22 protein-coding genes are annotated in these 24,226 nt (G+C 48.7%); 15 read left to right on the forward strand and 7 right to left on the reverse strand.

The window, feature by feature from the left end; genetic code table 11:
• Positions 1–96 precede the first annotated feature (96 nt).
• Positions 97–777 carry a hypothetical protein gene (locus tag DXT99_RS06875; protein WP_115564802.1) on the forward strand — a complete coding sequence of 227 codons (681 nt, stop codon included), beginning with the start codon at positions 97–99 and terminating at the stop codon, positions 775–777.
• Between the two features lie 192 nt (positions 778–969).
• Here DXT99_RS06875 and DXT99_RS06880 read toward each other — a convergent pair whose 3' ends face one another.
• From DXT99_RS06880 to DXT99_RS06890, 3 genes are all read right to left on the reverse strand, one after another.
• The gene (locus DXT99_RS06880; RefSeq protein WP_115564803.1) at positions 970–2,856 is read right to left on the reverse strand and encodes an ABC-F family ATP-binding cassette domain-containing protein; all 1,887 of its coding nucleotides are present in this window, start codon (positions 2,854–2,856) and stop codon (positions 970–972) included.
• A gap of 95 nt (positions 2,857–2,951) precedes the next feature.
• A complete protein-coding gene (locus DXT99_RS28080) occupies positions 2,952–3,341 on the reverse strand; it encodes an SPW repeat protein (RefSeq protein ID WP_115564804.1) in 390 nt (129 codons plus the stop codon).
• Positions 3,342–3,435: 94 nt separating this feature from the next.
• Positions 3,436–3,936 carry an RDD family protein gene (locus tag DXT99_RS06890; protein ID WP_115564805.1) on the reverse strand — a complete coding sequence of 167 codons (501 nt, stop codon included), beginning with the start codon at positions 3,934–3,936 and terminating at the stop codon, positions 3,436–3,438.
• A gap of 317 nt (positions 3,937–4,253) precedes the next feature.
• On the opposite strand from DXT99_RS06890, the gene murI reads away from it, so the two are divergent.
• The 14 genes from murI to DXT99_RS06960 all read left to right on the forward strand — a co-directional run bounded on the left by murI (position 4,254) and on the right by DXT99_RS06960 (position 21,562).
• Positions 4,254–5,069, forward strand: coding sequence for a glutamate racemase (gene murI, locus DXT99_RS06895; protein ID WP_115565020.1), 816 nt, complete (start codon positions 4,254–4,256; stop codon positions 5,067–5,069).
• 142 nt (positions 5,070–5,211) lie between these two features.
• Positions 5,212–5,760 (forward strand): hypothetical protein, encoded by a 549-nt coding sequence (locus tag DXT99_RS06900; protein WP_115564806.1) that lies wholly within the window; start codon positions 5,212–5,214, stop codon positions 5,758–5,760.
• A gap of 32 nt (positions 5,761–5,792) precedes the next feature.
• Complete coding sequence (locus DXT99_RS06905) at positions 5,793–6,971, forward strand: glutathionylspermidine synthase family protein (protein ID WP_181885055.1); 1,179 nt, start codon at positions 5,793–5,795, stop codon at positions 6,969–6,971.
• A gap of 3 nt (positions 6,972–6,974) precedes the next feature.
• Positions 6,975–8,111, forward strand: coding sequence for a glycerate kinase (locus DXT99_RS06910; RefSeq protein ID WP_115564808.1), 1,137 nt, complete (start codon positions 6,975–6,977; stop codon positions 8,109–8,111).
• A gap of 18 nt (positions 8,112–8,129) precedes the next feature.
• Positions 8,130–9,488 carry a GntP family permease gene (locus DXT99_RS06915; protein ID WP_220273362.1) on the forward strand — a complete coding sequence of 453 codons (1,359 nt, stop codon included), beginning with the start codon at positions 8,130–8,132 and terminating at the stop codon, positions 9,486–9,488.
• Between the two features lie 158 nt (positions 9,489–9,646).
• On the forward strand, positions 9,647–10,750 hold the full coding sequence (locus DXT99_RS06920) for a complex I subunit 1/NuoH family protein (RefSeq protein WP_115564809.1): 1,104 nt from the start codon (positions 9,647–9,649) through the stop codon (positions 10,748–10,750).
• 206 nt (positions 10,751–10,956) lie between these two features.
• Positions 10,957–11,574 (forward strand): NuoI/complex I 23 kDa subunit family protein, encoded by a 618-nt coding sequence (locus tag DXT99_RS06925; RefSeq protein ID WP_115564810.1) that lies wholly within the window; start codon positions 10,957–10,959, stop codon positions 11,572–11,574.
• A gap of 159 nt (positions 11,575–11,733) precedes the next feature.
• Positions 11,734–12,246: an NADH-quinone oxidoreductase subunit J family protein gene (locus DXT99_RS06930; RefSeq protein WP_115564811.1), complete on the forward strand. Its 513-nt coding sequence runs from the start codon at positions 11,734–11,736 to the stop codon at positions 12,244–12,246.
• Between the two features lie 2 nt (positions 12,247–12,248).
• Positions 12,249–12,560, forward strand: coding sequence for an NADH-quinone oxidoreductase subunit NuoK (gene nuoK, locus DXT99_RS06935; protein ID WP_115564812.1), 312 nt, complete (start codon positions 12,249–12,251; stop codon positions 12,558–12,560).
• 9 nt (positions 12,561–12,569) lie between these two features.
• Complete coding sequence (gene nuoL, locus DXT99_RS06940) at positions 12,570–14,756, forward strand: NADH-quinone oxidoreductase subunit L (RefSeq protein ID WP_246000514.1); 2,187 nt, start codon at positions 12,570–12,572, stop codon at positions 14,754–14,756.
• A gap of 119 nt (positions 14,757–14,875) precedes the next feature.
• Complete coding sequence (locus DXT99_RS06945) at positions 14,876–16,621, forward strand: complex I subunit 4 family protein (protein ID WP_115564813.1); 1,746 nt, start codon at positions 14,876–14,878, stop codon at positions 16,619–16,621.
• Entirely contained in the window at positions 16,622–18,127 is a 1,506-nt protein-coding gene (locus tag DXT99_RS06950; RefSeq protein ID WP_115564814.1) for an NADH-quinone oxidoreductase subunit N, read from the forward strand.
• Positions 18,128–18,142: 15 nt separating this feature from the next.
• The gene (locus tag DXT99_RS06955) at positions 18,143–20,038 is read left to right on the forward strand and encodes an amidophosphoribosyltransferase (protein WP_115564815.1); all 1,896 of its coding nucleotides are present in this window, start codon (positions 18,143–18,145) and stop codon (positions 20,036–20,038) included.
• Positions 20,039–20,356: 318 nt separating this feature from the next.
• Positions 20,357–21,562: a T9SS type A sorting domain-containing protein gene (locus DXT99_RS06960; RefSeq protein WP_115564816.1), complete on the forward strand. Its 1,206-nt coding sequence runs from the start codon at positions 20,357–20,359 to the stop codon at positions 21,560–21,562.
• 75 nt (positions 21,563–21,637) lie between these two features.
• Here DXT99_RS06960 and DXT99_RS06965 read toward each other — a convergent pair whose 3' ends face one another.
• From DXT99_RS06965 to DXT99_RS06980, 4 genes are all read right to left on the reverse strand, one after another.
• Entirely contained in the window at positions 21,638–21,964 is a 327-nt protein-coding gene (locus tag DXT99_RS06965) for a HesB/IscA family protein (RefSeq protein WP_115564817.1), read from the reverse strand.
• A 13-nt stretch (positions 21,965–21,977) separates the two neighbouring features.
• Complete coding sequence (locus tag DXT99_RS06970; protein ID WP_115564818.1) at positions 21,978–22,388, reverse strand: hypothetical protein; 411 nt, start codon at positions 22,386–22,388, stop codon at positions 21,978–21,980.
• Positions 22,389–22,400: 12 nt separating this feature from the next.
• Positions 22,401–22,814, reverse strand: a complete 414-nt coding sequence (iscU, locus tag DXT99_RS06975) for a Fe-S cluster assembly scaffold IscU (protein ID WP_115564819.1) — start codon at positions 22,812–22,814, stop codon at positions 22,401–22,403.
• 120 nt (positions 22,815–22,934) lie between these two features.
• Positions 22,935–24,149, reverse strand: a complete 1,215-nt coding sequence (locus tag DXT99_RS06980; RefSeq protein ID WP_115564820.1) for an IscS subfamily cysteine desulfurase — start codon at positions 24,147–24,149, stop codon at positions 22,935–22,937.
• Positions 24,150–24,226 lie beyond the last annotated feature (77 nt).

Here is a 24,226-nt window from a genome sequence, read left to right on the forward strand (position 1 = left end):
TGGTTGCCAACTGTTCTGGGGAGTACTTAAACAAAGTACCTGTTTCAGGTGTAAATTATAGCGATCAACACGTTATTGAATACCGTATAATGGATTATGGAAGATAAATTAGATGACATTATAAATGGCCTGCATCAGAAGTCCAAGACAAAGCAGGCTATTTACCGCAATACCAAAGAGACGTTCAACCGCATGAAGGAGATTTCGCAGGAACTGGTTGCGGAGCTGACAGAGCGGATTACCAGATTAGATGGCGATGTGCTTATTGAATATAAAAATGTAGGAGAACATGAGTTTCAAGTAAAATTCTCCGGTGATCTGCTTGTATTCGTGATGCATTCCAACATTATCACGTTCCCGGATGATTATGAAATTATGCGGAGTAACTATGTGGAGGAAGACTTCCGTCGCAGGTTCTTCGGGCATATTATGGCTTATAATTTTATGGCTGATACCATCAAGTATAACCGGTTAGATGATCCTGGTTACCTTGTTGGGCGCATGCTCATTAATATAGACAAGCACTTCTGTATAGAGGGAGTGAGACAACTGGACCTGCCGAAAGAAAAGATTTTGAATATGGAAGAAAACAGGATCAGCGATAAGGCACTGCGTACTATAGTGGAAAGCGCGATGATTGCAGCCGTAAACAATGACCTGATGGGGCAGGACGTAAGCGATATTGAACGCACCACGCTGAAGCAGAAACTTGAAAACTCGCAGCTGACGAAGCCACGCAAGCTCGGTTTCCAAATCAGTCACGAGCTGACGCATTAAGCAAAGCAGCTATAAGAAAGCGCCTGGGCTATTTAGCCCAGGCGCTTTCTTATAGACAACAGACAAACTGTTGCCTTCGTTCTGACAAAGCTGTGGCAGCTGCTCTATTTGCTAAATCCGTACATGAAATGGCATGGGCAGAGAGTGTTTATCCCTTCTTAGATGCAGTACTGAATAATGTAGCCTGCTAAACTACATCAGTTCAGACAGCTCCAGCCAGCGGAATTCTTTCTCCTCCAAGGTATCGTTAATACTCTCCAGCTCGGTGGCCCAGGCGGTAAGCTGCTCATGGTCGGTAGTGGTGCCAGCGGTCATGGTCTCTGTTAGTTCAGCTTTTCGGCTCTCCAGCTTCGCAATATCCTTTTCCAGCTGCTCATACTCCTTTTGCTCTGCATAAGAGGCTTTGCGTTTGTTGTTGTTGGCTGTCTCTTCTTTTTTTGCTGCCGGTGTTGCCACTGCAGGCGCGGCAGCGGCTTGTTTGGCCTCTTCCCGTTCCTGCTCTTTCTGCCATTCACGGTAGTCGGTGTAGTTGCCCGGGAAGTTGCGGATCTCGCCTTCGCCTTCAAAAACAAAGAGGTGCTCCACCAGCCGGTCCATAAAGTAGCGGTCGTGGCTCACAATAAGCAGGCAGCCCCCGAAATTGAGGAGGAAATCTTCCAGAATATTCAGCGTGATGATATCCAGGTCGTTGGTCGGCTCATCGAGAATGAGGAAGTTCGGGTTCTTGATGAGTACGCGTAACAACTGCAAACGGCGTTTCTCGCCTCCGCTCAGTTTGCTTACAAAGGTATACTGCTGTGCCGGAGGAAACTGGAAGTGTTGCAGAAACTGGCTGGCTGTAATCACCTCGCCATTGGCCATTTCCACAACCTCAGCAATGTCTTTTACAATATCAATCACACGCTGATCTTCCCTGAACGTGAGTTCATCCTGCGTATAATAACCGAAAACAGTGGTTTGACCAGGGTCTATGTATCCGGAATCCGGCTGTAGCTTACCTGTCAACATATTCAGGAATGTCGATTTGCCGGCTCCGTTCGGGCCAACAACGCCTATTCTGTCTTTCTTCTTGAATACATAGGTAAAGTCGTCCACAATCTTCTTTTCACCGAAAGACTTAGAAATGTGCTCTACCTCGATGATTTTGCCGCCCTGCCGCGTGGTTTTAACAGATAGCTCCAGTTGCGGACCAGATGTTTTCTTTGCTGCCTTTTCCTTTAGTTCCTCGAAGGCGTCCACTCTGTATTTCGCTTTGGTGCCACGTGCCTTCGGCATGCGCCGGATCCACTCCAGTTCTTTGCGCATCAGGTTGCGGGCCTTCTCTGTCTCGGCTACGGCAGCCTCCTCGCGTTCCGCCTTCTTTTCAATAAAATAGCTGTAATTGCCTTTGTAGGTATAAATTTCGCCGTTGTCGAGTTCCGCAATTTCATTGGCTACTTTATCCAGGAAATAGCGGTCGTGGGTCACCATCAGCAGTGTGGTGTTCTGTGTCGACAGCATTCCTTCGAGCCACTCAATGGTATCGAGGTCCAGGTGGTTGGTTGGCTCGTCCATAATTAGCAGATCGGGTTCCTCTATCAGTACACGGGCCATGGCCACACGCTTGCGTTGCCCCCCCGATAGGTTTTTGATGACCGCATCCAGGTTGTTGATGCCCAGCTTCGAAAGTACCTGCTTTACCTTTACTTCAAAGTCCCAGGCCTGCAACTCATCCATGCGCTCCATCAACTCCTGCATCTTTTCGCCGGTGGTGTCTGGGTTTGCCATAGCGGCTTCATAGTCCCGAATAAGGTCCAGCGTCTCGTTCTGGCCGGAAAAAATATTCTGGTGTACCGTCAGTTCCTCATCGAACGCAGGATTCTGTCCTAAGTAGCCGATAGTGACCTCTTTTCGCACGCTCACACTTCCTTCATCAGGAGGCAGATGACCAGCCAGTACGTTCAATAAAGTAGTTTTGCCGGAGCCATTCACACCCACTAAAACGATGCGCTGGCCCTGGCTGATGCCGAAGTTCAGGTTCTTGAAAAGCCAGCGTTCGCTGAAGCTTTTGGATATATTGTCTGCTGATAGGTAATTCATACTGCAAATTTAGCTATTTATCTGCACAGGTGCAGGCAAAATAAAACAGGCCAGCCATTTGGCCAGCCTGCTTCTATAATAGAGTTTTTTGCTAATTAACGTGCTCTTTCTTCCTGCGCATGCTCTCTTCTATATGATTCGCTCGGTATACGGTGTGTGGTAAGTGAAGCCAGAATAGCGAATATACCGAAAATCAAATGCGGCGTGTATACTGCATCAGCAAACCCAAACATCCATGGTGTTAGCGCTAATATAACACCAGCACCGAAGTCAAGCATCAGGTGGGTTTGCATTGGTATCTTCTTTATGATACCTACCTCGTAATCGGTCATTACAGTTAGCGCTGTAAGTGCTATACCTATTACCACAGCCGTCCATGTAGCGTAGCTAACATCGCTGAAGCCGAATAACCATGGTGATATAATTAGTAATGGTCCGTAAATATAGTCTAATATCCCGTGAAAACGGGTTGGAATAAATCTCATAATAATCCTCCTTTCAGTTTGTTACAATACACGTTTATACGATTAACTGAAAAAAGGGAGACAAAAGAATGCAATTTTTTTGGTGAATGGATGGTTAGTCTGTCACAACTACTGTGCGCGAAAGGTAATCGTGCAGTGTTTGCTTGCGGCGCGTAGAAAGCAACAGCAGGAAACCCAGGCACAGCGGTATAATAGAGAGAAATTTAGAGAAATAGCGAAGGTTTGCCCTTGCAAAACTGATGCGCTTCCCCCGTAAGTCGGTTACCCGCAGCCCCAGGGTATATTTGCCGATGGTGGCCTGTTTAAGCGAAGAATGCAATACCGTAAAATAAAGCCAGTGCATGACCAGGAAGTACGGGTTAAGGAACAGGAGCTTACTTAAATCAAACAACTCCTCCAGGCTTACCCCATTCTGAAAGATATCCTGCCAGGTATATGCCTGTTGTGGAGCGTCACTAATGCCATAGAGCACAAAAGAGTAAGAAAATACAAGGAGTGTGGTATCCACCAGAAAAGCTATGAGGCGTGCAGTTAAGTTGCCATATAAAGCAGCTTTTTTTACTGTAGGTGCTGGTAGCGTAAAAGTTCTCTGCATAACAATGTTTGTGTTTTCTTCGTCAGGCTGCCTTGCTTTCTACTCTTTATTTCTTCATCAAATGATATCCCTCTGAACCAATTCCTTTGAACAAGTCTGTTGTTGAGGTTATTCAATTCTAAATTAGAGTTATTGTTTTAAAGCAACAAATATTTAAACATAATTAATTTCGCTGCTGGTGGTGTGGTACCTATGGTTTTTATAGTTTAATTTTTCTGATGAGGAATGGATTTCCAGTAAAGGGCGGAAAGTAGGAAACTAACCTATTTTGATAAGCTAAGTGGCTTTTGCTGGCTTTTTATTTAAATTCGCTCTCTATGGTTCAGGATAAAAAAGAGAGGCCCATCGGCATTTTTGATAGCGGCATTGGCGGACTGACAGTTGCGCAGGCCATCATCAACGTATTACCGAACGAGCGCCTGATATACTTCGGCGACACCGCCCATTTGCCTTATGGTGACAAGTCTACAGCCGCTATACAGTCGTATGCCGTTAAAATCTGTGATTTGCTCATAAAACAGCACTGCAAGCTCATTCTGATTGCCTGTAACTCGGCCTCGGCAGCAGCCTATGAACTGGTGAAGGAGTATGTTGGGAGCAAAGCAAAGGTGCTGAATGTTATCGACCCTATTGTGCAGCACATAGGGCATACATACCCCAACAAAACAATTGGCCTGATTGGCACCAAACAAACGGTAAACTCTAATGTGTACCGTAAAAAGGTGGATGAATTGGATTCGGCTATCAATCTGAAGTCGCATGCGACGCCTTTACTGGCAGCTATGATAGAGGAGGGTTTTTTCAATGATTCTATATCGGAGAGTGTCATCCATACCTACTTGTCTGATCCGGACCTGCAGGGCATCGAGGCGCTCATACTTGGGTGCACGCATTACCCGCTCATCAAGAAGCAGATTGAAAACTTCTATGAAGGAGAGGTAGATGTGCTGGACGCCAGCCAGATTGTGGCGCAGCATGTGAAGGCTTACCTGGAGCAGCATGGCATGGCCTCGGATAAACTGGTGGGAGACCATAAGTTCTACGTGTCCGACTTTACCCGTTCTTTTGAGGAAAGCACCCGCATTTTCTTTAAGCGCCAGGTACACCTGGAGCATTATCCGCTGTGGGAGTGAGGGTTATCCGGTTGATAGCGTCTGAAACCTGATTAAAATTGGGGAGAACTGGTGAAAATCAGTAATATTTCCTCTCAAGCTTTACAACTACGCCATCGTTTCCGTAGAAAAGAATACCTTAAACCACACCCGAGTATAACAGATGAAAAAAAGATACCTCTCTATTGGCGACTTCAAGCGGAATGCCTTTATAGTGGCCGCCGCCGCTTGCATGGGCCTGACCAGCTGTGGAAACAGTGGCAGCCAGGACGAATGGAATGCAGATAGCGAAGTAGCTGTGCCGGATGGCATTGTAACTGAACTGACGGAGGAGGCCCCGGACCAATGGAAAATAACAGATGAACGCACCACAGCTCCCGGCCAGAGTATGGCCATACTGAAGCACAACGATGGTCGTGTAGACACGCTGCAGGGGCTGGAACTGGAGAATCAGATGAAGGCACTCGCAGAAAACCAGCAAACTTACCAGCAGGGTGGCTTTGGTTTGGGCAGTGTGCTTTGGTGGAGCGGAATGGGCTTTATGGCCGGCCGTATGATGTCACCCCGCCCTGCTTACTATGCCAACCCGAACCTGATCAACCGCACAGATAGCTGGCGCCAGAATGTACAGAGCTACAGGCAACGCACCACAGCGCCAGCCTCTGGCCGGAGTGGCTTCTTCAGAGGCCGCAGCGGCGGGGCCGGGTCCTAAATTTGTACGCTCAGAAAAACACACGATTGACTATGGGAAATAAGACCGTACGCCTGACCAAGCATACAGGCGACGTGGAAACTGCTGTGCGCGGCCTGGGTTGGGAATGGTGCGTAGAAGACGGTTGTGCGAACTACGTGCCTGGTGAGGCTGTGGTAGTAGCCGAGAAAGAGGCGGATGCCTTATTAGATGCCGCCGATACACTGTACGACATGATGGTGCAGGCGGTACCGGATGACCTTCCCGACGCATTTCTGCATGTACTAGGTATACCCGAAAAACTTTGGCCCCTGGTGCGGCAGTCCTGGAACGACGAGCGGCACTGGCACCTGTATGGCCGTTTCGATTTGGCACAAACCCCGGAAGGACCAAAACTGATAGAGTTCAATGCTGATACGGCGACCTCTATACCTGAAACTGCTGTGGTGCAGTGGGCGAGCCTGGCCGCTGCCGGTAAGAATGACGCCAATCAGTATTCCGGCTTGTACGAAGCACTGGTAGAGCAGTTCAAAACCTGGCGCATGCTCAATGATGATCTCCCACCCGCTTTGTTGCTAACTTATATTGGAGGCAGTGATGAAGATGAGACAAACTGCGCTGTGCTAGCCCAGGCTGCCCGCGAGGCAGGCTTTGATGCCCACCTTTGCCCCATTGAAGAAGTGACTGTTTCCACGGAAGGCGCTGAGAAAGGCATATGGGCACAAGTAGAAGCGGAGCAGTGGCAGCAGTTTCCGTTCCTTTTTAAGCTGCTGCCCTGGGAGCAGATTGCCTGGGAAGAGCCGGAGCTACTCGAGAGCCTGACGCTGCTTTCCCGTACCCGCAATGTAGTCATCGCCAACCCCGCTTATACCTTACTTTTCCAGAGCAAAGGAATGCTGGCGTGGCTCTGGAAAGCTTACCCCTACCATCCGTTACTCTTAGAAGCAGACTTAGAGCCTATAAGTGGCAAGTATATCCGCAAACCATATTTTGGGCGCGAGGGGCAGAGTGTGGAAGTGGTGGACAGAGTGCGTGTCACGAAAATGGAAGGAGAATACGATGCCCAGAAACAAGTGTACCAGCGCTGGTGCGACCTGCCGGAAGACACAAACAACTACCAGTATCAGGCAGGCGTTTTCTGGGCAGGAGAGGGCTGTGCCATCGGTTTCCGCCGCGAGAAGGGCATTATCACCAACCTGTCGCAGTTCGTGCCACACCTGGTGGAGGGGTAGGTGATGAAGATAGTCATTGCCCCGGATTCATATAAAGGCAGTCTGTCCGCTAAGGAAGCCGGCAACACTATCAGAGAAGCCTTTATGCTTGAAATGCCCGGAGCAGAAGTGGTCGTCATACCCATGGCCGATGGAGGGGAAGGTACTTTGGACTCCCTGCTTTTCTCTACGAACGGGGAAAGAGTGAATACTGTGGCAACCGGCCCCTTAGGAGAGCAAATCCATACCTGCTACGGCATTTTAGGTGACGGAGAAACGGCAGTGATTGAAATGGCCTTGGTGGCGGGGCTGCCGATGGTGCCGGAGGATATGCGAAATCCCACGCTGACCACTACCTTCGGACTGGGCGAATTAATAAATCAAGCTATAGACAAAGGGTTGCGAAAATTCATTGTCGGTTTAGGAGGAAGTGCCACAAACGATGGAGGGCTGGGTATGCTACAAGCCTTAGGAGCGGCTTTCTTGGATCGGAATGGAATTAATGTAAAGCCAATAGGCGAGTCACTGCAGCAGATTATTGCTGTTGATTTTACAAATCTTCACCCGAAGCTGAAGGAATGCACGTTCAGGATTGCCAGCGATGTGGAGAATCCGCTATGCGGAGAAAACGGCGCCTCTTACGTTTTTGGTCCGCAGAAAGGAGCAACAGAAGAACAGATACGGGTTCTGGATGAAGGTATGAGCAATTATGCCAACCTGGTAGAGGAACATCTCAAAACAAAATTACAAAACATACCTGGTGCAGGCGCCGCAGGAGGCCTGGGGTTTGGGTTCCTGGCTCTGGGAGCCGAAATCTTATCGGGTTCTCAGGTAGTAGCTGAGGCAGCCGGACTGGAAAATCATATTAAAGAAGCGGATTGGGTCATAACAGGAGAGGGGCAGAGTGATTATCAGACACTCTATGGCAAAGCACCCTTTTATGTGGCAGGCCTGGCGGAGAAATATGGTGTTGGCACCATTCTGATTTCGGGAGGATTGGGAAAAGGGCATGAGCAACTGCTGGAGCATTTTGTGAGCTGCCATTCCATTGTCAATGCCCCGATGCCCCTGGAGAAAGCCATCGCACATGCGCAGCCTCTTCTGTTTTCCTGCGCACGAAACATAGCCCGTTTAATCAACAGAGCATCTCAATCTAAATAGCCCGCTGTTAACTTCTCCATGGTACAAGGCCCCTTGCTTTTTCTGATTCTGCTGCTGGGCGTTGGGTTCATTGTACTGGCAACTGCTAAATTCAAGCTTCACCCGTTTCTGAGTCTGCTGATTGCTGCCTTTGGCGTCGGCATAGCCGCTGGCCTGCCTTTGAGTGAAGTGGTAAAAGCGATAAACGAAGGCTTTGGAGGCCTGATGGCTTATATAGGAATAGTAATCGTGGCAGGTACGGTTATCGGGAAAATTCTGGAGAAGTCTGGGGCGGCTCTCCGTATGGCAGAAGTGGTGTTGCGGATAGTTGGAGAGAAACGACCGCAACTGGCTATGTCGCTCATCGGGGCCATTGTAAGTATACCTGTGTTCTGTGACTCTGCCTACGTTATTATGGCCAGCCTGAAAAAATCGCTGGCGCACCGGGCAGGGGTTCCGCTGGCCTCTATGTCTATCGCCCTTGCAACGGGTTTATACGCCACGCATACGCTTGTTCCACCAACGCCGGGACCTATCGCTGCTGCTGGCAATATCGGAGCCAGTGGCTATCTCGGCACTATTATATTGATAGGTTTAGTGGTGTCCGTGCCCGTGATGGCAGTTGGGTATCTGTGGGCAATTAAAGTAGCGTCTACCATTAAAATTAAAGGAGAAGACGAAGTGGTGTACTCCTATGAGGAGGTGGTGAGGGAATTTGGGCAACTGCCTTCTGCCGCTAAAGCATTCACACCTATTTTCCTGCCCATCATACTGATAGGAATAGGTTCAGTAATAAGCTACCTGCAATATACAGGAGGTATAGCGGAGTTTCTTCTTTTTCTGGGCACACCCGTCGTGGCCTTGCTTATAGGAGTCTTTGCTGCTTTCCCCCTATTGCCAGCATGGAACGAGGAAACCTTAACCGGCTGGATAGGCGAAGGCCTGAAAGATGCAGCCATCATCCTGTTGCTGACAGGTGCAGGAGGAGCTTTCGGTTCAGTTATTAAAGCAACGCCTGTAGCGGGTTTGATACAGGATTTTGCAGCAGGCGAATCGCTGCACGGCGCTTTCATTTTACTCATACCTTTCTTTGTGGCCGCTGCCTTAAAAACGGCACAAGGGTCTTCTACAGCAGCGCTGGTCATTACCTCAGCACTTGTAGCACCCATGCTGGCAGAGGCAGGTATTACAGGTGCGGTACCATTGGCCTTAGTGGTCATGGCTATCGGGGCAGGCGCCATGGCCGTAAGCCACGTCAACGACAGCTACTTTTGGGTCGTAACACAATTCAGCGGCCTTAAAGTAACCGATGCTTACAAAGCGCATACCATGGCTACTTTGATGCAAGGCATTGTCGCTATCCTGGTGACGATGCTGCTCTGGTTTGTTTTGGTCTGAAATATGGCCCAATATAGCTGCGCAACAGTGCATGCATTCTGTTTTAGATGCGGCTTTGCATCTTGCCGTATTCTCAAAATCTCAATTACCATACCTGCTTATTAGCACATTCGCATATTAACTCCTAACTTTGCTTTCTTAAAACAACCAGAACGCCTATGCTCGCTTTCCTGCTGACACTTATGCTCTTGCTCGGAGTGGTAATTGTGCTGGCGTACGCAGAGCGGAAGGTGGCGGCCTTCATGCAGGACCGTCTGGGGCCAACCGAGGCAGGCCCTTATGGCTCGTTGCAGGCGGTGCTAGATGTGCTTAAGCTGCTGCAGAAAGAAGATATTGTGCCTGCCCTGGCTGATAAAGGCCTCTTTAAACTGGCACCCATTCTGATTTTTGCCGCTGTTTTTGCTGGCTTTGCAGTAATTCCTATCTCACCTACGCTGGTACCTGCAGGTATTGGCATCGGTGTATTTTACCTCCTGGCTATCATTTCGCTGGATGTGATTGGGCTGCTGATGGCAGGCTGGGGTTCGAATAACAAGTATGCGATGTTGGGAGCGATGCGATCGGTGGCGCAAATTGTGTCTTATGAAATTCCGGCCGGATTGGCTATTCTCTCTGCTGTCATGGTGAGTCAGTCGCTCGATTTCCAGGAAATTAGTTACCAGCAGGGTGTGCTCATGAATGCTTTCCCGGGAATGGGCTATGAGACAAACTGGTTGTTTGGAATTCAGGCATTGGGCATAGACACTACGAATATCGGAGGCATTACTACCTGGAACATTTTCCGGGCTCCCATGCTACTGGTGGCTTTTGTGATATACTTTATCGCATCGCTGGCAGAGAGTAACCGGGCTCCGTTCGACATACCGGAGGCAGAGTCGGAACTGGTGGCAGGTTTCCACGTGGAATACTCCGGCTTCCGCTTCGCGGTACTGTTCCTGGCAGAATACAGCATGATGGTGTTGGTGAGCCTGGTGGCAGTTATCCTGTTCCTGGGCAGTTGGAATACTCCTTTGCCAAATATTGGCTCCGTAGCCCTTGCCAACTGGACTACCGGTACGATAGGTGAAATTTCCGGGAACCTGTGGGCGGCTTTCTGGTTAATCTCCAAAACTTTTGTGCTGCTATTCGTGCAACTGTGGGCCCGCTGGACGTACCCGCGCCTTCGCGTAGACCAGCTCATGTACCTGTGCTGGAAAGTACTGACACCGGTAGCCCTGGTGGTTGTGCTGTTAGCAGGCGTATGGCGATTATTGATGATATAGGAAGAGTTAGAGAGTTAGAAGGTTAATGAGTTAGAAAGTTGAAATAGTTGGATACTGTCTTTTTAAGCTCTTTTCTGCCGCAGGGTTTTATTTTGTGGTTTTTAATGATGCAGGTTTTGGACTTGCGTTGCTGTAGTATGAAGTAAGCGTTCACATTTGAAATCTTACTTATTTTTCCTCAAGATGAAGTCTTGTGGTTGAAATATATGGAAACAATAAAGAAAGAAGCATATAAACATAAAAGTGGGTTCTGGCATGTGGTGAAGTCGCTGGTGAGCGGCGCGCGCCTGACGCTGCGCCACTTCGCAAATGCAAACAAGCGTCGCAAACCGGTATATGTGTCGGACGATAGCTATTTTAAGCAGCCGGATGGCCTGGCTACGCTCACGTACCCGTACGAAGCGCTGCCTATACCTGACAACGGGCGGTACCGCCTGCACAACGAGATAGAGGATTGCATTGTATGTGACCTTTGCGCAAAGGTATGCCCGGTGAACTGTATCACTATTGAGTCGGTGAAGGCGACAGAAGACATCGGCGTAACATCAGACGGGACAAAAAAGCGCCTGTATGCGCCGGTGTTCGACATCGACATGGCCAAGTGCTGCTACTGCGGCCTCTGCACCACTGTTTGCCCAACCGACTGCCTCACCATGACGCCGGTATACGATTTCAGCGAAGTGAATATCAAGAACATGATTTACCATTTCACTGACTTATCCCCGGAGCAGGCACAGGAGAAGCAGCGACTCTTTGAGAAACAGCAGGAAGAAATGGCCGCCGCAAAAGCTGCTGCATTGGCGGCTAGGAAGCAGCAGGGATAATTGCATAGACCTCGCAGTGTGCGCAGCTCCTGCGAGGTCTTGCTTGCTACGTGGCAAAGGATTTTGGCACCAGACGCTCGCAGGAACGAGGTCTTTTGAGCAATTTGTATTGAAACCTTACATTGATACTTGGTCAATGTCAACTGATAACTGAAAAGGATGCTTTTCTACTTATTCGCCTTACTGGCGGTACTTTCGGGGACTTACATGGTGCTGACGCGCAACCTGTTGTATGCAGGCTTTTCGCTGCTGGTCACCTTGCTGAGCGTGGCTGGCATATACGTGCTGCTGTTCGCTGATTTTGTGGCGGTCACGCAACTGATGGTATATGTGGGAGGCGTGCTGGTGTTGATTCTGTTCGGTATCATGCTGAGCAGCCGGGTACACGACCAGTCAGTCATGTCGGAGAGCGTGAATAAGGTGTGGGGTACGGTGATTACTTTCCTGATACTGGTTGGCCTGTGCTATACCATTTTGCATGCAAACCTCCACATGCTCCCCTGGCTGGAAACAGCTGATATGGATGTGTTGGGGCTGGAGAAAAGCACGGTACATATTATTGGCATAAAGCTGATGACGGATTTTATAGTGCCTTTTGAAGTAGCCTCGCTGCTCTTGCTGATTGCCCTGATGGGAGCCGCTTATATTGCCACTGACAAACAAAAAGTATAGAAATGGAGGGAGTCCCTTTAGAACATATCCTGATTTTGAGCGCTTTGCTTTTCAGCCTGGGCATACTGGCCGTCATTACGAAGCGGCATGCCGTGGTGGTGCTGATGGGGATAGAACTTATCTTCAACGCCGCTAACCTGAACCTAGTCGCTTTCAGCCGCTTTGATCCGCTGCTCCTGCAGGGGCAGTTGTTTTCGCTGTTCGTGATGTTGGTGGCTGCCGCCGAGGCTGCTGTGGCCCTTGCCATAGTGCTGCGCGTGTACCAGCTCTTTAAAACGGCCAACCTGAATCAAATCAATCACCTAAGCAAATAAAGGGACACGTTGGAGCTATCTTCACTTTTAGAGCCACTGCCGGGCACAGCGCAAACCACACTCGCGTTAATAGTGCTCCTGCTGCCCCTGTTGGCTTTTTTGATTCTGTTCTTTTTTGGCAGACGCCTGCCCCGCCGCGGTGATTGGCTGGCGGTAGGTCTTTCTGCGCTTTCCTTTGCTCTGTCGGTGTGGCTCTTCACCCAGACCTGGAACACCACCACCTTCCACAGCCGCACAGTGTGGTTTAGTATGGCATCCATAGGCGGTACGTTGGCTGATTTTACAGCAGGCATTCTGCTAGATAACCTGACAGTGCTGATGCTGGTTATTGTCACTTTTACCTCCACACTGGTGCAGCTCTTTTCAATAGGCTACATGCACGGCGACAGGGGCTATAGCCGATACTTCGCTTACCTGGGGCTGTTCACGTTCAGCATGCTGGGCATTGTGCTTGTGGACAACCTGCTGCTGCTTTTCATGTTCTGGGAGTTGGTGGGCCTGTCGTCTTACCTGCTGATTGGATTTTGGTTTACGCGACCTGCAGCCATTGCGGCAAACAAGAAAGCCTTTCTGGTGAACAGGGTAGGGGATATCGGCTTGTTGCTGGGCCTCTTCGCCTTTTATACCTATTTTCGCACATTTGACTTAGAGGTTCTGCGAGCACTTATAGGGGCAGGCAACTGGACAGACGAAGGCTTTGCGGTTTCATATATACTGAACGGGCAGCAGTGGCGGGTTGAGATGGGACCGGTGTTGCTGACACTGGCTGGTTTAGGTTTGTTCATGGGTTGTGTGGGTAAATCAGCGCAGTTTCCGCTGCAGGTGTGGCTGCCGGATGCCATGCAAGGTCCTACTCCTGTTTCTGCCCTCATCCATGCCGCCACCATGGTAGCGGCTGGGGTATACTTACTTGCCCGCTGCTATGCCTTTTTTACCACAGATGCACTCACCGTTATAGCCATCGTCGGCGCTATCACAGCTTTATTAGGTGCTGTTGCTGCACTTACGCAATACGATATAAAAGCAGTACTGGCTTTCTCTACTATTTCACAGTTGGGATACATGGTGATGGGCATGGGTACTGGCGCACACGATGCCTCGCTCTTCCATCTCACCACACACGCTTTCTTCAAGGCTGCGCTCTTCCTGAACGCCGGTATCATCATACATGCCATGCACCGCGGCCTGCACCACACGCATCAGCCACACGGCATAGATCCGCAGGATATCCGGAATATGGGTGGCCTGCGGAAGGCGATGCCGCTCACATTCTATTCCTATTTACTGGCTGCCGCAGCCCTTGTGGGTTTGCCTTTGTTCTCTGGTTTCCTTTCCAAAGATGCAATTCTGTCCGGCAGTTGGGCCTGGGCACAAAGCATGAGCGCTAACGGCAACAGTTTCTACTATATTGTTCCGGTTATCGGTTTTACGGTGGTGCTGCTGACGGCTTATTACATGGGAAGGCACATGTGGTTTATGTTCTTCGGTTCCTTTAGACTGCCGTTTGATGTGCGGGAACTGCGGGTATCGGCAGGGCAGGAGCTGGAGCGCGTGATGGCGCTACCGGTGGTGTTGCTGGCCATACTTTCCATAGGCATTTTCTTTTCCCTGAACCCGCTCGACTTCAGCAACAGTTGGGTAATGCAAGGCATCGGCCTCGAAAAACTTACAACAGGTGGCGCTCTGCTGGCAGACAACCTGCTGCAGGCGGTCGTGGCGCAGGACGAGGCAAATCATACCGCCCACCTGGTAATTGGTGTACTCTCAGCGCTGTTGGGTGTGGCAGGTGTAGGCTTAGCTATTGGCAAATACAGAAACAAGTCAGGTGAAGCCTTACTGCAGGAACACCCACAGAGCACCTTTGCCAGGTTCTCTTATAACCACTTTTACCTCGACCAGTTTTACGCAAAAGCCTTTGTAAGGCCCAGCCTGCTACTGGCCCGCGGCCTGTACCGGATGGATAAGCGTGTGATAGATTATACCCTGAATTATGGCAGTAAGTGGCTGGTCGTGTTGGCAAAGGTAATCGGAGGGTTCGATCGTTTTGTGGTGGATGGACTGGTATGGCTGGTGGCTGCCGCCTCCAAATTGCTAGGCCGCGTTGGGCGTGGCTTGCAGAATGGCCAGGTGCAATCTTACTACGCTTACTCTCTCTTCGGATTTATTTTGATTATACTATACATCCTCGTGTTTTGATGATTAATTTCGCGTGCAGAATACGAAGATGTGGGGATAAGAAAATTTCTAAGACGCTCATGGATACAGGTTATACCGTCTTATGTCCTTCGTCTCAATACTTGTGTCTATAAATATTGATGAACTTTATACTCAGTAGTCTCATTTTTACACCTTTGCTGGCGGCGCTTGTTGTACTGGTTATGCCTGCGCACCTGCACAGGCCGATAAAGGCAGTGGCGCTTTTGGGAACACTGGTGCAGATGGGGCTGGCTGTCTTTTCATACGTAAATTTCGATGGCGGCGCCTTTGCGAATGGGCAGCAGGGCTACCAGTTTGTGGAGAAGCTCAACTGGATTGGCTTTTCGCTCGGCAACCTGGGGCTGTTCCAGATTGAGTACTTTGTGGGTGTGGATGGTATCAGCATAAGCATGGTGCTGCTCACAGGTATTATTGGCGTGATCGGAATTATCTCCTCCTGGACCATCACCAGGAATGTAAAGGGGTATTTTCTGCTCTACCTGCTATTGCTCACCAGCGTGATGGGCTGCTTTTTAGCGCTGGATTTCTTCCTCTTTTACCTCTTCTTCGAATTCATGCTGTTGCCGATGTACTTCCTAATCGGTATCTGGGGCGGCCCGAGGAGGGAGTACGCAGCCATCAAATTTTTTATATATACCCTGGTTGGCTCGCTTTTTATCTTGATAGTGATGATTGGGCTGTATACTTCTGTAATCGACCCGGTGGCGACAGCAAGGCAGTTGGGGCTGCTGGAGCGTGATATGGCTGCCTCTCCGGATGTGATACGGCAGGTGCAGCAAATGCTGCAGCAAGGCGCTATCAGCACCCAAGGCATGGTGCATACCTTCAGCATTCCGGCCATGATGGAAGCGGCTAACTTTCTGCCTGATAGCCTGTTGCATGTGGTGTCGCGGGTAACACTTTGGGACCTGCCGATACGGTTTGTTGCTTTCCTGCTGCTGTTGGCTGGCTTTGCCATCAAGGTGCCGGTGGTGCCGGTGCATACATGGCTACCCGATGCTCACGTAGAGGCGCCAACGCCTATCTCTGTACTGCTGGCTGCTATACTACTAAAAGTAGGTGGCTACGGCCTTATTCGCATTGTGTATCCGGTTTTTCCGGATGCAGCAGCTTATTTCTCGGTATTGGTGGGCAGTTTAGGGGTGCTGTCTATAATTTATGGTGCCCTCAACGCCCTGGCCATGAACGACCTGAAAAAGCTAATTGCCTATTCTTCGGTGTCGCATATGGGCTTTGTGCTGCTGGGGCTGGCCTCTCTCACCACAGAGGGGGTGAATGGCGCTGTTTACATGATGTTCAGTCATGGTATTATCTCTGCGATGCTCTTCCTGGTGGTAGGGGTGATATATGACCGGGCACATGACCGTATGATACAAAACTTCAGAGGCTTAGCGAACGTGATGCCTGCCTATACTACGTTTGTAGTGATTGCTTTCTTTGCCTCTTTGGGCTTGCCTGGCTTTTCCGGGTTTATAGCCGAGCTGCTGGTGCTGGTAGGAGGCTTCAGTGCACCTGAGGCCACAGGTATGTTGCCCCGCTGGCTCACCATTGTCGCTGTGTTTGGCTTACTGTTAGCGGCTGCTTATTATCTGTGGGCCCTGCAGCGCATGTTCTTCGGCAAGTTCTGGGTATACCCTGAATTGCGCGAAAGCGCCGTTATCACAGACTTGAACTTCCGTGAGTACCTGATGCTCGTGCCTCTAACCCTGCTGGCCCTGCTCTTCGGCATCTTTCCACACCTTCTCCTGGATAAAATAGGTGTTGCCGTAAATGGGTTTTCAGAATTAGTGTTGCAGAACGGGCAGGAGCAACTGAATATCGTTTTATCTTCCATGGTACGCTAAGTGAACGAGCAGGCAGTCTATCTATCAGAAACTATTGATGCCATTGTAGCGGGTGCCGGATCCCTGGTGCCCGAACTGCTGCTGGCGGTCTTCTTCCTGCTGCTCGTTACCCTGGATCTGTTTAAGTCTCCAACTATAAAGCGACTGCTGCCGTGGCTAGCCCTCACCGGATTGTTCGCTTCGTTGCTGCTGCAAATTCTAGGGGGCTATACTGCCGGTGATGAGCTCTTTCTCAACCTGCTGCTTTCTGACGGGCTGGCTCGGTATGCCGGTATACTCTTTAGTGCGGCAGGCATTTTTACTATTCTGCTCTCCTTACAGAACAGGCCGCTGGAGCATTTGCAACAAGGCAAAGGAGAGTACTATGCCTTAATCCTGATGCTGGTGCTGGGGCTGAACCTGATGGGCAAATCGGTAAACCTGCTTATGGTTTTCCTGGCCATAGAAACCGTTTCTATTGCCTCCTATATCCTCACCCTTACACTAAAACACGAAAAGCGCGCGGTGGAGGCGGGCTTAAAATATATACTATATGGTGCGCTTTCGGCAGGAGTGATGTTGTACGGCATGTCTTTTTTCTACGGTCTGACAGGCACACTCAATTATTCCTCCGAAGTATTCAGAATTGGGCTGTTGCAGGCGAACACCTTGCTGGTAACGGTGGCGGCGGTACTTGTTTTCGCCGGGTTCTTCTTTAAGATATCAGCGGCACCGTTTCATTTCTGGGTGCCGGATGTGTACCAGGGGGCACCGCTCCCTGTTGTGGCGCTGTTCTCCACAGGGCCTAAGATGGCGGGTATTATCGTGATACTTCGTTTTGTAAGGCCATTCGAAAATCCGTTGGCTTATGCTGATGTGCAGTTGTTTTTAGGCATTGCAGCCATTGCCACACTTGTTATTGGTAACTTTACAGCGCTTTGGCAAGATACACCCCGCAGGCTGCTCGCGTATTCTTCTGTATCACACGCCGGTTTTCTGCTGACGGGACTGCTGGCTTTTAACACAGATTATACATTGAGTGTGCTGTTTTACCTCACGGTGCTGCTGTTTATGAATTTCGGTATTTTCCTGTTTCTGCAATTGTCAGAAGATATTTTCAAGGTTCAGAAGCTGGAGGACTTTGCCGGTCTTGGCCGCGCCCATCCATTTATAGGAATTATGGCGTTGCTGTACCTGCTGTCACTGACTGGTTTGCCTCCTCTGGCAGGATTTATGGGGAAGCTGCTCATCTTCAGTAACGTTTGGGAGGCTTATACATTGGGCGAAAATACCCTCTTGCTAACCTTATTAATCGTCGGAATTTTACTGACAGGGGTGGCGCTATTCTATTATATCAAGATACCATACTACCTTTTCTTTAAAAGGAATTTTCGGGAAGAAAATTTAGTTACTTCACTGTCAGATAAACTGCTGCTTGCGCTGTTTGCCCTGCCGCTGCTGGTCCTGTTTTTTAAACCTGACCTGCTGCTAAACTGGATGGAACAACTGCTGGCCCAGACACTTTAAAATTTAATAGCACCCATGAGCGACGCTATAAAGCATGAATGTGGTATTGCCTTAATCAGGCTTAGAAAGCCCATCGATTATTATGTGGAGAAGTACGGTACTCCTATGTACGGTATTAACAAGCTGTACCTGCTGATGCAGAAGCAGCACAACCGGGGGCAGGACGGTGCCGGCGTAGCCAGCATCAAAATCAATGCGCTGCCCGGAATAGAATACATCAGCCGCTTCCGTTCTGTTAAGACACGTGCCATCGACAGCATTTTCGGGAAGATTGGCAAGGAGTACAAAAACCTGAAGGAGGAGTATCCTGACCGAGCCGATGATACTGCATGGATCTGGGAGAACACGCCTTTCCTGGGAGATGTGTACCTGGGCCACCTGCGCTACGGCACGCACGGTATAAATAGTGTGGACAACTGCCACCCGATGGTGCGCGAGAACAACTGGCGCAGCCGCAGCCTTGCTGTTGCCGGTAACTTCAACATGACGAACGTGGATGAGCAGTTTGAAAAGCTACTGGAGTTGGGGCAGCATCCGAAGCAGAAGTCTGACACCATTACGGTACTGGAGAAAATCGGCCATTTCCTGGATGAGGAAAACCAGGATAAATTTACGCACTTCAAAAAAGGCGACTATACCAATAAAGAAATCACACAGTTGATTGAGGAGAACCTGGACCTGCAGCGTGTATTGCGCCGTGCAAGCCGCGATTTTGATGGTGGCTATGCCATGGCGGGGCTTACCGGCTACGGTGCCTCTTTTGTATTGCGTGACCCCAATGGTATCCGTCCGGCTTATTTCTACGCTGATGATGAGGTAATTGTGGTGGCATCTGAAAAACCAGCAATCAAGACTGCTTTCGATATCGAGTACAGCGATATACAGGAAATAAAGCCGGGGCACGCACTGATTGTAGACAAAGCAGGCAACCCGAAGCATGTTGAAGTGGTGGAGCCTCGTGAGAAACTTTCCTGCAGCTTCGAGCGCATCTACTTCTCCAGAGGCAACGACCCTGAGATTTATAACGAGCGCAAGAACATGGGCAAACTGCTGTGCCCGCAGATTCTGGAAGCCATCAACTACGACCTCAAGAACACGGTGTTCTCTTATATCCCGAACACAGCTGAGTCTTCGTGGCTGGGAATGATGAAGGGGATTGAGAACCACTTGCGGGAGTACCGCAAAAGAGCTATCCTGAACCAGGAACTGACAGAAGATCAGCTGGATGAAATTCTGCAGTTTAAGCCACGTGCCGAGAAACTGGTGATAAAGGATGTGAAGCTTCGTACATTTATCACAGACAACGATAGCCGCGACGACCTGGTGACGCACGTATACGATACAACCTATGAGGTGGTGAAGAAGGGGATAGACACCCTTGTGGTGCTGGATGATTCGATTGTGCGCGGTACCACATTGGAGAAAAGCATTATCAAGATGCTGGATAAACTGGAGCCTAAGAAGATTATCATTGTTTCCTGCGCTCCTCAAATCCGCTACCCTGACTGCTATGGCATTGATATGTCGCGCATGAAAGAGTTTGTGGCTTTCAGAGCGCTGCTGGCTCTGCTGAAAGACCGCGGGTTGTACTTCAAGGCGGAGGAAATATACGAGAAATGTACAGCCCTTGCAGGTACACCGGCATTTAGGGAAGCAAACTATGTGCAGGAGCTGTATGATATGTTTACAGCAGATGAAATATCCGCTAAAGTTTCTGAGATTGTGAAAGCACCGGATGTAAATGCCGAAGTGCAGGTTATTTACCAGCGCATCGAAGATTTGCACCTCGCTTGCCCGAACCATAAAGGCGACTGGTACTTCACTGGTAACTACCCGACTCCGGGTGGAACAGGCGTAGTAAACAGAGCCTTCATGAACTTTATGGAGAACAAGTTAGCGCGAGCTTACTAATGCTGTTATAATTTTTGACTTAGCTGTGCAATAAGGTACAGCTCAAAAGGCTGCTCTGGATTATCAGGGCAGCCTTTTCTTTTTTTATTATGATGCATGAAGAATATTTTTAATGTATAGTTGAACTTTATAAAGAGCTATCAGGTTGGGTTGCTGTTGTATCGGGGAATAGTTAAATATTTTCATTGCCTGATCATAAAGTAGTAAACCTCTTTATAAAGAATGAATAATAATTGTACTTCCCTCCGGCAGTTATGTGTGGCTTTCATATGCATAGCAGCAGTTCTTTTACCTGAATCTACAAATGCACAAATCAGCATGGGAAGAGAGCTTACAAACTATACGCAAGATTTTAATTCGCTACCTGCTGTGAATGATGGAATCTGGGAAAATGGCACCAGTTACATGGACAGCTGGTTTGTGCAGCGTACGAAGGAGACGAACACCATTGTAGCAAGCCCAGGGAATAACATTGCCGGCAACCTCTATAGTTTTGGTTCAGACAACTCTATAGATCGCGCTTTGGGTGCACAGAGTTCATATAATGCGGGAGAGTTTGCCTGGGGTGTACTGTTGCAGAACAATACAGGAGATACAATTCACACTGTTGATGTCAGCTTTTATGGTGAGCAGTGGCGCATTTCCAACATAGATGCCGGAGAGCACAAAATAGATTTTTACTATGCTGTCAGCAGTGACAAAGAAGCCTTTCAATTATCACCTAGATCTGATAAAAACTGGATACCTTATCCTGCGCTTAATTTCAATGGTCCGCACTTTTATACAAGAGGAAGAGCATTAAACGGAAACAATGCAGCGAACAGAAGACTGATGGAGGCCGTGTTGACGGTAGACATACCGGATGGGCACTACCTGATGCTGCGCTGGAAAGATGATAATGAGTATGAGGTTGATCACGGTTTGGCAATAGATGACTTCAGCATTACCTGGAGTGTGAAGCCGGATGAACCAATTGTGGTGCTGCCAGTCGAGTTAGCGCGCTTCACTGCCAAGGTTAGTGGCCCTGTGGTAGATCTGCAATGGTTAACTGCTTCAGAAATGCAGAATGATTATTTCTCCGTGGAGAGAAGCTCAGATGGTCAGGCTTTCGAAAGTATTGGCAGAGTGGCTGGTCACGGAACTACCGCTATAGGCGCTGCTTATAAGTTTGCTGATAACCATCCTTTGGCTGGGATTTCATACTATAGATTAAAGCAGGTGGATGAAGATGGTAGCCACGCTTACTCCGCTGTTGTAGCCGTGACACGCGCTGCGGGCTTAAAAGTAGCTAAAGTTTATCCTACAATTACAACTGATAAGCTGCAGGTTAGTGTTGAACAAACGGGTGTTATGCATCAGGTGTTGGTATTGGACATGCTGGGAAAGCAGTGGCTTCTGGAAGCGCTCGACAATACTGCCCTCCATCATACCATAGATGTGAGCAATTTAAGAGGTGGCAGTTATGTGCTGGTACTGCTGGATGAACAGGGGCAACGCCAGACAACCCGCTTTATAAAAAACTAAAAATTTCTCCCCTTATAATGAAGAAGGCCTTGCCATCAATAGCAAGGCCTTCTTCATTATAGAACTGTAAAAAACTTATACAGAGAAGCTGTCGCCGCAGCCGCAGGTGCGGGTAGCATTCGGGTTGTTGAAGTAAAAGCCTTTACCGTTCAGGCCATCGGAGAAATCAAGTTCCGTGCCTGCCAGGTATAGAAAGCTCTTCATATCTACTACTACCTTCACGCCTTTGTCTTCAAACTCCTGGTCCATCGGCTTCACTTCATCGTCGAAGTCAAGGTTATAGGATAGGCCGGAGCAACCACCACCTGCAACAGAAGCGCGCAAGCGGTACGTATCGTCCAACTGAGCATCCTGCTTCAGCTTTCCTACCTTCTCTTTTGCTTTATCTGAAACTGTGATCATAACATTATTATTTTTAAGAGACAGGATTCAGCACCACGCTAAAAACGGTGATGGTGTTCATGTCTCGGCCATAGTATAATTTATCGAGTGCCTCATACATATTACGTGCCCGGAAATAAGAAGTGTTCAACTCTTTATTGTCGCGGGATATCCACTGCACCGTATAGGAACCTTCCTCGTCGCGGTAGTTCTGTACGTATGCCAGCATCTTTCGCAGCACGTCCACCCGGTCATACCCCACTTCAGAGTGAAACAGGAACGATTGGTGGTGGCGCGGGTTTACTGTAATCAGGTCGAGGCGCTCTTTGTTGTCGATGTGCCTGAATTCAAAAAGCAGACTGTTGCCGCTTATGCCTAAGTGGTTTTCAATCTGCTTTTGAATGCGTGCACTTTCAACATGCACATCTGTGTTTTTTGACTCCATTGAGTCCGTGTCTTAGTGGTGCGACTTGGCTAACTCCAGTGCTGGCAAGCCATTCTTTACTCTGTAGTCGTTAATAGCAGATTTGATGGCATCCTCAGCCAATACAGAGCAGTGAATTTTTACCGGCGGTAATGCCAGTTCTTCCACAATTGCCATGTTGTCAATCGACAATGCCTCGTCTACTGATTTACCTTTCAGCCACTCTGTGGCCAGAGAAGAAGAAGCGATAGCAGAACCACAACCGAAAGTTTTGAACTTCGCGTCTGTGATAATCTGGTTTTCATCTACTTCAATTTGAAGGCGCATTACGTCACCGCACTCAGGGGCACCTACAAGGCCGGTACCCACAGTTGCCTTAGATTTGTCAAGCGTACCTACGTTACGTGGGTTGCTATAATGATCAATTACTTTATCTGAATAAGCCATAGCTATATTTAATTACAAATGATGAATTATTAATTATGAATTGAACCAGAAATTACAAATTATGAAATTCTACTCTTAGAACCATTCATAATTCATAATTTCTAATTCGTCATTTATTTCCTAGTGTTCTGCCCACTCAATTGAGTCAAGGTCTATACCTTCTTTAAACATCTCCCAAAGCGGGGATAGTTCACGAAGTTTGGAAACGGCTTCTTTCACGTGACCAATGGCATAGTCAATTTCCTCGTCCTTCGTGAAGCGGCTTAGGCCGAAACGCAGGGAAGAATGTGCCAGGTCATCACTAAGACCCAATGATTTTAATACGTAAGAAGGCTCCAATGAGGCTGAAGTACAGGCAGATCCGGAAGATACAGCCAGGTCTTTCACACCCATCATCAAACCTTCACCTTCCACATATTTGAAAGAGATGTTGGATACGTGCGGCAGACGGTGCTCGCGGGAACCGTTTACATAAGACTCTTCAATGGTGGTCAGTTCTTTTTCTAAGCGGTCGCGCATGGCAGAGATACGGGCCGTATCTGACTCCATATCCTGCTTAGCTATTTCGGCAGCTTTACCAAGGCCAACAATACCAGGCACGTTCAGCGTACCGGAACGCATGCCGCGCTCGTGGCCGCCACCGTCCATCTGGGCTGTTACTTTTACACGTGGGTTCTTACGACGCACGTACAAAGCACCAACACCTTTCGGGCCGTACATTTTATGAGCCGAGAAAGCCATCAGGTCAATACCGTCAGCTTCTACGTCCACCGGAATTTTACCTACTGCCTGTGTAGCATCTGTAAAGAACAGGATACCGTGCTTTTTGGCAATAGCAGAAATTTCACGGATTGGCTGTATAACACCAACTTCGTTGTTGGCATACATGATAGAGATAAGGATAGTTTTGTCAGTAATGGCCTCCTCCAGTTCTTTCAGGTCGATAAGACCTTCTGAGTTTACCTGCAGGTACGTTACTTTACCGCCAATTTTCTCAATGTGTTTGCAAGTGTCCAGTACGGCTTTGTGTTCTGTAGTAACCGTGATAACGTGATTGCCTTTAGAAGCGTACATTTCGTAAACTCCTTTGATGGCTAGGTTATCAGACTCTGTAGCACCAGAGGTAAAGATTATTTCTTTTGGAGAACAGTTGATAAGCGATGCGATTTGATCGCGGGCATAGTCAACGGCCTCTTCCGCCTGCCAGCCAAACGCATGGTTACGGGAAGCAGCGTTTCCGAACATGTTTGTCATGTAAGGCAACATCGCCTCCAGTACACGCGGGTCTAACGGCGTAGTGGCATTGTTATCCAGGTATATAGGAAGTGTTAGCATAGCACTGTTTTTTTCTATTTATTGTCTGTTTTATAAACAGTTGAAAGAAATTATTAGTTTTGATTTCACGCAAAATT

Source organism: Pontibacter diazotrophicus, assembly GCF_003367245.1.
Taxonomy (GTDB): domain Bacteria; phylum Bacteroidota; class Bacteroidia; order Cytophagales; family Hymenobacteraceae; genus Pontibacter; species Pontibacter diazotrophicus.

Coding starts and splice junctions, on each gene's coding strand:
- DXT99_RS06890 (WP_115564805.1), bottom strand. CDS start 3,936: ATGCAGAGAACTTTTACGCTACCAGCACCTACAGTAAAAAAAGCTGCT.
- nuoK (WP_115564812.1), top strand. CDS start 12,249: ATGGAGGGAGTCCCTTTAGAACATATCCTGATTTTGAGCGCTTTGCTT.
- DXT99_RS06955 (WP_115564815.1), top strand. CDS start 18,143: ATGAGCGACGCTATAAAGCATGAATGTGGTATTGCCTTAATCAGGCTT.
- DXT99_RS28080 (WP_115564804.1), bottom strand. CDS start 3,341: ATGAGATTTATTCCAACCCGTTTTCACGGGATATTAGACTATATTTAC.
- DXT99_RS06925 (WP_115564810.1), top strand. CDS start 10,957: ATGGAAACAATAAAGAAAGAAGCATATAAACATAAAAGTGGGTTCTGG.
- DXT99_RS06920 (WP_115564809.1), top strand. CDS start 9,647: ATGCTCGCTTTCCTGCTGACACTTATGCTCTTGCTCGGAGTGGTAATT.
- iscU (WP_115564819.1), bottom strand. CDS start 22,814: ATGGCTTATTCAGATAAAGTAATTGATCATTATAGCAACCCACGTAAC.
- DXT99_RS06965 (WP_115564817.1), bottom strand. CDS start 21,964: ATGATCACAGTTTCAGATAAAGCAAAAGAGAAGGTAGGAAAGCTGAAG.
- DXT99_RS06905 (WP_181885055.1), top strand. CDS start 5,793: ATGGGAAATAAGACCGTACGCCTGACCAAGCATACAGGCGACGTGGAA.
- DXT99_RS06880 (WP_115564803.1), bottom strand. CDS start 2,856: ATGAATTACCTATCAGCAGACAATATATCCAAAAGCTTCAGCGAACGC.
- DXT99_RS06910 (WP_115564808.1), top strand. CDS start 6,975: ATGAAGATAGTCATTGCCCCGGATTCATATAAAGGCAGTCTGTCCGCT.
- DXT99_RS06930 (WP_115564811.1), top strand. CDS start 11,734: ATGCTTTTCTACTTATTCGCCTTACTGGCGGTACTTTCGGGGACTTAC.
- murI (WP_115565020.1), top strand. CDS start 4,254: ATGGTTCAGGATAAAAAAGAGAGGCCCATCGGCATTTTTGATAGCGGC.
- DXT99_RS06970 (WP_115564818.1), bottom strand. CDS start 22,388: ATGGAGTCAAAAAACACAGATGTGCATGTTGAAAGTGCACGCATTCAA.
- DXT99_RS06980 (WP_115564820.1), bottom strand. CDS start 24,149: ATGCTAACACTTCCTATATACCTGGATAACAATGCCACTACGCCGTTA.
- DXT99_RS06915 (WP_220273362.1), top strand. CDS start 8,130: ATGGTACAAGGCCCCTTGCTTTTTCTGATTCTGCTGCTGGGCGTTGGG.
- DXT99_RS06900 (WP_115564806.1), top strand. CDS start 5,212: ATGAAAAAAAGATACCTCTCTATTGGCGACTTCAAGCGGAATGCCTTT.
- DXT99_RS06960 (WP_115564816.1), top strand. CDS start 20,357: ATGGGAAGAGAGCTTACAAACTATACGCAAGATTTTAATTCGCTACCT.
- DXT99_RS06945 (WP_115564813.1), top strand. CDS start 14,876: ATGAACTTTATACTCAGTAGTCTCATTTTTACACCTTTGCTGGCGGCG.
- DXT99_RS06875 (WP_115564802.1), top strand. CDS start 97: ATGGAAGATAAATTAGATGACATTATAAATGGCCTGCATCAGAAGTCC.